Origin of the sequence: Bradyrhizobium sp. PRIMUS42 (genome assembly GCF_023006515.1) — a bacterium.
Lineage (GTDB): Bacteria > Pseudomonadota > Alphaproteobacteria > Rhizobiales > Xanthobacteraceae > Bradyrhizobium.
On sequence record NZ_JALBGZ010000268.1, the window covers coordinates 1 to 7,737 of the forward strand.

The 7,737-nt window shown below is 64.3% G+C and carries 7 protein-coding genes; 3 read left to right on the top strand and 4 right to left on the bottom strand.

The genetic code is table 11. The annotated features are described in order from the left end of the window. Positions 1–349: L,D-transpeptidase (locus MOV75_RS20015; protein ID WP_247006450.1), on the top strand; the 349-nt coding region annotated here is incomplete at its 5' end. A 17-nt stretch (positions 350–366) separates the two neighbouring features. Further along, positions 367–1,017, top strand: coding sequence for a DUF2865 domain-containing protein (locus tag MOV75_RS20020; RefSeq protein WP_246920287.1), 651 nt, complete (start codon positions 367–369; stop codon positions 1,015–1,017). A 241-nt stretch (positions 1,018–1,258) separates the two neighbouring features. On the opposite strand, the gene MOV75_RS20025 is transcribed toward MOV75_RS20020, so the two are convergent. After that, positions 1,259–3,352, bottom strand: a complete 2,094-nt coding sequence (locus MOV75_RS20025) for a methyl-accepting chemotaxis protein (RefSeq protein WP_246920289.1) — start codon at positions 3,350–3,352, stop codon at positions 1,259–1,261. A gap of 270 nt (positions 3,353–3,622) precedes the next feature. On the opposite strand from MOV75_RS20025, the gene MOV75_RS20030 reads away from it, so the two are divergent. Continuing rightward, positions 3,623–3,778, top strand: a complete 156-nt coding sequence (locus tag MOV75_RS20030; RefSeq protein ID WP_008546817.1) for a Thivi_2564 family membrane protein — start codon at positions 3,623–3,625, stop codon at positions 3,776–3,778. A gap of 145 nt (positions 3,779–3,923) precedes the next feature. Here the strand turns inward: MOV75_RS20030 and MOV75_RS20035 are convergent, their stop codons facing one another. From MOV75_RS20035 to cysC, 3 genes are all read right to left on the bottom strand, one after another. Then, entirely contained in the window at positions 3,924–4,124 is a 201-nt protein-coding gene (locus MOV75_RS20035) for a CsbD family protein (protein ID WP_164718867.1), read from the bottom strand. Between the two features lie 130 nt (positions 4,125–4,254). Beyond that, complete coding sequence (locus tag MOV75_RS20040) at positions 4,255–6,420, bottom strand: malate synthase G (RefSeq protein WP_246920292.1); 2,166 nt, start codon at positions 6,418–6,420, stop codon at positions 4,255–4,257. Between the two features lie 374 nt (positions 6,421–6,794). After that, on the bottom strand, positions 6,795–7,737 hold a 943-nt coding region (gene cysC, locus MOV75_RS20045; protein ID WP_247006452.1), incomplete at its 5' end, for an adenylyl-sulfate kinase.

Here is a 7,737-nt window from a genome sequence, read left to right on the forward strand (position 1 = left end):
GGCCGAGATGATCGCGCGGCAGCCCTATCTGCCGCGCTTCGTCGCCGGCGGCCCCGGCAACCCGCTCGGCGCGCGTGCGATGTATCTCGGCTCCAGCGAATACCGCATCCACGGCACCAACGATCCCTCCACAATCGGCAAGTTCGTCTCCTCGGGCTGCATCCGCATGACCAATGAGGACGTCATCGACCTGTTCAGCCGCGTCAATGTCGGTGCCAAGGTCGTGGTGCTGCCGAAGAACGCGCCGTTGATGGCCAAAGGCGGCGACCCCGTGCGCAAGCGCCCGGCCGTGACGGCAATGCCCTCGGGGCGGCAGGCGCTGAATATCTCGGCGTCGTCGGTGAACTAGGAGTTCAGTGAGGTCACATGAGTAAACGCTCGATCCGCAAATTGGCCGTTGGCGTGGCGGCAATGTTCGCCGTTGCTTTCTCCGGTCTTGCGCTGACGCCGTCGGCGCATGCGGAAGACTTCTTCTCGGCGCTGTTCGGCGCGTTTGGGGGCCGACCTCCGCAAATCCGGGCGCCGTTTCCCCATGACGACATGCCGCGTTACGATGTGCCGCGCCAGCGCGCGTCCTATGGCGGCGGCACGGCCTATTGCGTGCGTGGCTGCGATGGTCGCTACTTCCCGGCGCAAGGCAACGATGCCGAGAGCAAGGCGCAATCCTGCAAGAGCTTCTGCCCGGCTTCCGAAACCTCGCTGGTCTATGGCAGCAATATCGACGACGCCACCACGGACAGCGGTAAATCCTATTCCGACCTGCCGAACGCCTTCCGCTATCGCAACGAGATCGTCGCGGGCTGCACCTGCAACGGCAAGGATCCGGCCGGGCTCGCATCGGTCAAGGTCGAGGACGATCCCACCTTACGCAAGGGCGACATCGTCGCCGGCGCCGACGGCCTCGTGGTCGCCAGCCGCAATGCCAACGACCGCCGTGGCGTCGCGATGAACTTCTCGCCGCTGCCGGACTCGGTGCGCGCGAGGTTCCGTCAGGTGCCGGTGGTGGCAAAGGAGTAGGGGCACCGTCGTCCCGGCCAAAGCCAAGACGACAGCTCGCCTAATGCTTGTGCCTCAATCTCATTGTCGTCCCGGACAAGCGAGCGGAGCGAGTGCTGATCCGGGATCCAGCCACAGGGAGATATTTGGCGAAGATTTGGAGTCACCAGCTCGCGCCAAACCACGCCCTGTGATTATGGATACCGCGTAGGCGGGGATGACACGGGAGATTGTGGCGCGCACCGAAGCCTGACCCACTTCCCTACGCCGCGCGGATCTTGCCGAGGAAGTCACTGACCTCATGGCCGAGCTGGCGGCTCTGGGTCTCCAGCATCTCGGATGCCTGCTTCACGTTGTCGGCGGCTGCGGCGGCGGCGTCCGCATCGGCTTTGACGCCGGTAATATTGTCCGAGACGTTCTTGGTGCCCTGGGCCGCATATTGGGTGCTGCGAGTGATCTCCTGGGTCGCCGCGCCCTGCTCCTGCACGGCGGCGGCAATCGCGGTCGCCACTTCGTTCACTTCGCCGATGATACCGCCAATGGTCTGGATCGCGTTGATGGCGTCGCCTGCGACCTTCTGGATGTCGGCGATCTGCTCGGAGATCTCCTCGGTCGCCTTGGCGGTCTGGCTTGCCAGCGACTTCACCTCGGAGGCGACCACGGCAAAGCCGCGGCCGGCCTCGCCGGCGCGCGCCGCCTCGATCGTGGCATTGAGCGCGAGCAGATTGGTCTGCTGTGCGATGGTGTTGATCAGGCCGACGACCTCGCCGATGCGTCCGGCAGATTTGGCGAGGCCCTGCACGGTACCGTCGGTCTCGCGTGCCTGCGTGACCGCGCGGCCGGCGATGCCTGCGGCATGGGCTGCCTGCTGGCTGATGTCGTTGATCGAGGCCGAGAGCTCTTCGGCGGCCGCGGCGACGCTGTCGACGCTCATCGAGGCGTCGTTGGAGGCCTTACCCGCGATCTGCACGCGATCATTGGTCTGGCGCGACACCGCGGAGAGGTCACCCGAGGTCTTGCGCATCTCGCCGGAGGCCTCGCTCAATTCGCCCAGCGTCTTGCGCACTGCGCCCTCGAACTCGCCGACATAGGTCTCGACGGCGCGCTGGCGTGCAGCAGCCCCCGCATTGCGCTCGCGCTCCTGCTCTTCGATCTTGAGCTTGTCGGTGGCCTGCTGCTTGAAGCTTTCCAGCGCACCGGCAAGCGCGCCGATCTCGTCCTGGCGATCGAGATAACCGCTGTCGACGGCAAGGTCGCCGCCGGCGACCTTCAGCATGGCGTCGCGGATGGTGTTGAGCGGGGTGATGACGCGGCGGCTGACCAGCATGATCGCGCCCGCGGCGAGACTGATGGCGAGTGTGAGCAGCACGAGTTGCACGATGAGCGCGCGCTGTGCTGCACCGCGCTGCTCTTGTGTGTGGACCTTGGCGGCGTCGAGCGCGGCTTCGGCCACCGCGACCGCGCTGGCCATACGGCCAACCGTCAGCGGGCTCCACTGGTTGGCGGTCATTTCGGCCTTCTCGCCTTTGACCAGGGCGTCCGCGAGCCGGTCACGGAGAGTCAGATATTGAGGTTCGAAGTAAGCGGTCTTGGCACCCGCCATCGCGGAAGCCAGCGCGGGCGGTAACTGCATGCCCGACGTCGACAATTCCAGCGCCTTCCAGATCGCCGCCGTGCCGCCGACGTATTGGGTGTAGTTATAGCGGCCTTCCGGCGTGATCTTGCCGGCTGCAAGTCCGGTCGAGACGATCAGCGAGGCTTCGCCCGCGGTGTTGCGGAGCAGCCAGGCGCTCTGCTTGATCGACAGCAATTGGTCGATCGTGGCGTCCTGGTGGTTGACGGTGGCCGCCAGCGTGTTCGACAGCTTGTCCAGCACGTCGAGCAGGCCCTGCGTCGTCTCCATGTATTCCTTCGGCAGCCCGGCGCGGCGCTGGTCCTTGGGCTTGGCCACGTCCTCCCAGAACTGCTTCTGCTCCTCGACCAGCAATTTGTAGAGGCGCGACAGCTCCGGCACCAGCGTGCCCGATTGGGGGAAGCCCAAGGTCGGCAACAACTCGAGCGCGCGTGCCATCGCGGGCATCTGCGCATCGCGCAGGGCGCGAAGATACTTCTCCATCTCGCCGTCCAGCGGCTCGGTCGCGTTCAGGAGCCGCGTCGTGGTCGAGCGATCGGTGCGCAGATTGTGCATCGCCTTGAACAGATCGGCGGAGGTGTCCGCAATCTGCGAGATGCGGCTGGCGGTCTTGAGGCGATCCCAGGATTCGTAGGCGGTGAGCGACAGTGCGATCACCACACAGACCGATGTGATCGCGATCACCGCCTTCAGCAGCGCGGATACGGTCAGACGATTCAGCATCGAAGTCCCCCAATTCCCATTTACAAAGCCCCAAAAGGACGCCCGGCAACATCGACAAACGGGGGCGTGGCAGATCGGCAATCGCATGCGTTTGCGGCCCAGAGCCCAAACGGTTTCCGCATCTGAAGGGGAAAGGGTAAAATTTTAGGCAGATCGGCTGATCGTAGAAGTACGTATTTACTAGAAGTTGCAGTGGGTTGCTGCGATGGAACCGGTGCGGGAGACAGGCGTTAGAGCAACGGTCGCAATTTGCCTGAAGGGGGTCTCGCGATGCTGGTGGGTGTACTCGTCACTTTTCTCGTCGTTATTCTCGTACTTTATCTCATCAACATGCTGCCGATGGACGGCCGTGCCAAACAGATCGCACGCGTGATCGTCATCATCATCGGCATCGTCTCGCTGCTGAAATATCTCGCGGTATTTTAGCGGGGACGTAGTTTGTAGCCCGGATGGAGCGCAGCGAAATCCGGGGGCTTGCTCCAAGCGCTCCTGCTCCCGGATTGCGTCGCTCCATCCGGGCTACTGGTGTAACAAAAAGCCCCGGCGTGAGCCGGGGCTTCGTCTACTTGCTTCAGTGCAGCGATTTCAGCCAGTCGTCGACGTCCTGGCGAACCTGGTCCTTGGCTTTGCCGTAGCGTTCCTGGAGCCGGCCCTCGAGCTGCTCGCGCCGACCCTCGATCAAGCTGAGGTCGTCGTCAGTGAGCTTGCCCCATTTCTCCTTGGCCGATCCCTTGAACTGCTTCCAGTTTCCTTCGATCCGATTCCAGTCCATGACCATCTCCCGTTGGTTGATGGCCGGACAACGCGATCCCCGGCGCGGCCGTTCCTTGGCCTGCCGCGACGTTTCCCGAACGAAAAAAGCCCCGGCGTGAGCCGGGGCCTTTGACGTTTCGTGACTTCGCTCAGCCCGCCGCCTTGGCCTCGCGGCGGCGCGCGGTGAGGATGTACTCGGTGTAGCCGTTCGGCTGCTCGCGGCCCTTGAAGATGAGGTCGCAAGCGGCCTTGAAGGCGACGCCGTCGAAGGCGGGGGCCATCGGCTTGTAGATGGCATCGCCGGCGTTCTGCTTGTCGACCACGACCGCCATGCGCTTGAGCGATTCCATCACCTGAGCCTCGGTGATCACGCCCTGGTGCAGCCAGTTGGCGAGATGCTGGCTGGAGATGCGCAAGGTCGCCCGGTCTTCCATCAGGCCGACATCGTGAATGTCGGGCACCTTGGAGCAGCCGACGCCCTGATCGATCCAGCGCACGACGTAGCCCAAAATGCCCTGGCAGTTGTTGTCGATCTCCTGCTTGACGTCGTCGGGCGCCCAGTTCGACTTCGATACCGGGATGGTGAGGATGTCCGAGAGCTTTGCGCGCGGTCCGCCCTTGGTCAGCTCCTCTTGGCGCGCGATGACGTTGATCTGGTGGTAGTGCAGCGCGTGCAGCGTCGCGGCGGTCGGGGAGGGCACCCAGGCGGTGGTGGCGCCGGCCTGCGGATGGCCAAGCTTCTGCTGAAGCATGTCCGCCATCTTGTCGGGCGCGGCCCACATGCCCTTGCCGATCTGGGCATGGCCGGGCAGGCCACAGGTCAGGCCCATGTCGACGTTCCAGTCCTCATAGGACTTGATCCAGGCCTGCGCCTTCATCTCGTTCTTGCGGATCATCGGGCCGGCTTCCATCGAGGTGTGGATCTCGTCGCCGGTGCGATCGAGGAAGCCGGTGTTGATGAACATGATGCGCTTGGAGGCGCGCTGAATGCAGGCCTTGAGGTTGACGGTGGTGCGCCGCTCCTCGTCCATGATGCCGACCTTGAGCGTGTTCTCGGGCAGCGACAGCATCTTCTCGACGCGGTCGAAGATCTCGCAGGTCAGCGACACCTCGTCCGGGCCGTGCATCTTCGGCTTGACGATATAGGCTGAGCCGGTGCGGCTGTTCTTGACCTTGGAATTGCCCTTGAGGTCGTGAATGGCGAGCAGGCCCGAGACGGCGGCATCCAGCAGGCCTTCCGGAATCTCCTCGCCCTTCTCGTCCAGCACCGCGTCGGTGAACATGTGGTGACCGCAATTGCGCATCAGCAGCAGGCTGCGGCCGTGCAGCTTGACCTCGCCCTTGCCGTCAGGCGTCTTGTAGCTGCGATCGGCGTTGAGCGAACGCGTTAGCGTCTTGCCGCCTTTCTCGAAATCAGCCGACAGCGTGCCGTTCATCAGGCCGAGCGTGTTGCGATAGACCAGCACCTTGTCTTCGGCATCGACCGCGGCGACCGAGTCCTCCATGTCGAGGATGGTGGAGACAGCAGATTCCATGATCATGTCGGCGACGCCGGCCGGATCGTCCTTGCCGATCGCGCTGCTGCGGTCGATCTTGACCTCGACATGCAGGCCGTTGTTGACGAGCAGCACCGCGCTCGGCGCAGCCGCATCGCCCTGGAATCCCGCGAACTGCGTGGCGTTCTTCAGTGCGGTGGCGTTACCGCTCTTCAGCTTCACCGCGAGCTGGCCCGCGACGACGCTGTAGGCGGTGACGTCGGTGTGGCTGCCCGTCGCCAGCGGCGCCGCCGCATCGAGGAAGGCTTTTGCTTTCGCGATCACCTTGTCGCCGCGTGCCTTGTTATAGCCCTTGCCGCTCTCGGCAGCGTCGTGCGGGATCGCGTCGGTGCCGTAGAAGGCGTCATAGAGCGAGCCCCAGCGCGCATTCGCTGCGTTCAATGCGTAGCGTGCATTGGTCAGGGGCACGACGAGCTGCGGGCCGCAGATCTTGCCGATCTCCTCGTCGACATTGGCGGTCTCGACCTTCTGCGTCGCCGGCTCCGGGACGAGATAGCCGATCTCCTTCAGGAAGGCGGTATAGGCGTTGAGGTCGAACGCCTTGCCCTTGTTGGCGCGGTGCCAGTCGTCGATCTTGGCCTGCAGCGTGTCGCGCACCGCGAGCAGCGCCCGGTTCTTCGGCCCAAGGTCCTTGATGATGGCGGCAACCCCGGCCCAGAACGCATCGGGCGCGATCCCCGTTTTCGGGGCCGCTTCCTTGGCGATGAAGTCAAACAGGACGGGAGCGATCTTCAATCCGTGGGCGTCGACGCGTTTCATGATGGGCTTTCTTGTTGGAAATGGCTGTTTTTGGCTGCTTTTGACCCGACAGCAGCAAAATGCACCCATAGAGGGCGGCTTTCGGGGCCCTATTAGCCCCAAAAAAGGGGCGGTGAGAAGACCCCAAGGGGTTTGTCAAAATGTCAAGAAAAAGTCGGGGAGGTCGCTGGTTTTACAGGCTTGAGCCAAGCTTGGCGCCGCACACAAATGCGCTCCCTCCCCCCTTGCGGGGGAGAGGGGTAGCCCAGGAAATGGTGTGTCGGGATTCGATGGAGCGAAATGCTCGCGATGGCGAGAGTCCCCGTGTGGACCCCTCTCCCTAACCCTCCCCCGCAAGGGGAGGGAACGCAGCAGTGCAAGCGGAGGAAGCCCGCTCAAATATTCGCGGCGAGGTCCACGACTTCGTCGAACAGCACGCCCGTCGTCTTCAGCATCCGCTCGATCTCGTCGGCGGCCTCAGTGACCGTCCGTGCCGAGGTGTCGATCACGAGCTCGGCGGCCTGCGGTACCTCGTAGTCGTTGCCGATGCCGGTGAACGAAGCCAGCGCGCCGGCGCGCGCCTTCTTGTAATGGCCCTTGGGATCGCGCTCCTCGCACACTTCAGCGGGCGTCGCGACATGGATCTCGCGGAATACGGTGTCGGCGATGCGGCGCGCGGTAGCGCGATCCTCGCGGGCCGGCGAGACCGCGGCGACGATGGCGATGTGGCCGTTACGCGCGAGATGCGTCGCAACTTCGGCGAGGCGGCGGATGTTCTCGCTGCGATCGGCGGTGGAGAAGCCGAGATCGCTGTTGAGCCCGGCGCGCAACGTGTCGCCGTCGAGCAAGATCGGCGAGCCGCCGTTAGTGAACAGCCGCCGTTCCAGTGCTTTTGCCAGCGTCGACTTGCCGGAGGCCGGCAGGCCGGTGAGCCAGACCACGGCGCCGTTGTGGCGGTAACGCGCGGAGCGTTCGTCGGGACGCAGGGCCGATTCCACCGGCACGATGTCGACGGGCAGGGCGCGCTGGCCGGCATCGACCGACAGCACCAGACCGCCGCCGGCGATGCGCCCGGAGACCTCGATCACGAGACGGCCGGTGCGCGGGTTCTCGGTATAGGGATCGGTGGCAATCGGATTCGAGAGAGAAATATCGATCTCGCCGACATGGTTGCGGCCGATCGCCTTGTTCTCGCTGCTCGAGAGTTCACCGGGATCGACCGCCTTCTCGATCGCGACCACGGTTGCGCGGCTTTCCTTCGGCCCGCAGCGCACCAGGAGCTGGTCGCCCTTGGCGAGCGGCTTGTCGTGCAGCCAGAAGATGCGCGCGCGCAGCCGG